This window comes from Pseudonocardia adelaidensis (genome assembly GCF_039543345.1).
In the GTDB taxonomy this organism is placed as follows: domain Bacteria; phylum Actinomycetota; class Actinomycetes; order Mycobacteriales; family Pseudonocardiaceae; genus Pseudonocardia; species Pseudonocardia adelaidensis.
The window spans coordinates 1-948 of the sequence record NZ_BAABJO010000088.1; the positions used below are offsets into that span (position 1 = coordinate 1).

A 948-nucleotide genomic window follows, 5' to 3' on the forward strand; every position below is an offset into this window, starting at 1 on the left:
AGCTGATCGGCGGCCCGGAGGCCGCCGTCGTCCGGGACAGCGGCGGCGGGCAACACGCCGACCAGCGCCGACCGGAGTCGGCCGAGCTCGGCGTCGAGCCGCTCCACCTCACCGCGGGTGCGCTCCCGCACGGAGATCGCGGCGGCCTCCTCCCGGCGCGCGTCGTCGAGGGCGCCGGTGGCCGCGTCCACCGCCTGCTCGGCGGCGGTGAGGTCGTCGCCCGGGGAGGCCGGGGGCGGCAGGGTGGCCACGGTCTGCGCGCACACCGGGCACGAGTCGCCCACGGCGAGCGCGGGCCGCAGCGTGGCCGCGAGGTCGGCGCGCAGCGCGAGCCGGTGCCGCTCCTGAACGTGGTCGAGGCGGTGCCGGGCGTCCGCGACGGCGTCGACGGCCGACCGCGCCGCACGCTCGGCCTCCTCGGCGCGCACCGCTGCCCGGCCGCGCTCGTCCTCGGTGCGGTCGAGCTCGCGGCGGTCGCGCAGCCCCTGTTCCAGGGGGCCCCGGGCGGGGGCGACGGCGAGCGCGGCGCGGGCCCGGGCATCGGTGGCCTCCGCGCGTTCCAGCGCGGCCGCCGCGTCCGCGAGCGCGGAGTCGGCGGCGGCGCGGCGCTGCTGGAGGGCGTCGAGCCCGGCCGGCACGGCGAGCGCGCGGAGGGCGTCGTGCTCCGCGACGAGCCGGTGCACGGCGTCCTGCCGCTCGGCCCGCAGCGCGGCGGCGGCCTCGCGCGCCGCGCGGGACTCCTCCATACCGGCGCGGGCGTCGACGGCGTCGTTCGCGGCGGTGGTGTACGCCGCGGCGGCCTTCTCGTGCCGTTCGCGAGCACCGGGCAGCTCGGCGTGGAACGCGGCGAACTCGGCGTGGTCACGGCGCGCCTGTTCGAGCGGCCCGCGGGCGGGCGCGGCAGCGAGCCCCTCGCGGGCGGCCGGGTCGGCGGGCTCGGCCCCGGGG

The 948-nt window shown here is 81.8% G+C and carries 1 protein-coding gene; it reads right to left on the bottom strand.

The window, feature by feature from the left end; genetic code table 11:
• A partial coding sequence (locus tag ABEA81_RS42320) for a hypothetical protein (protein ID WP_425570889.1) occupies positions 1-948 on the bottom strand: 948 nt, incomplete at both ends.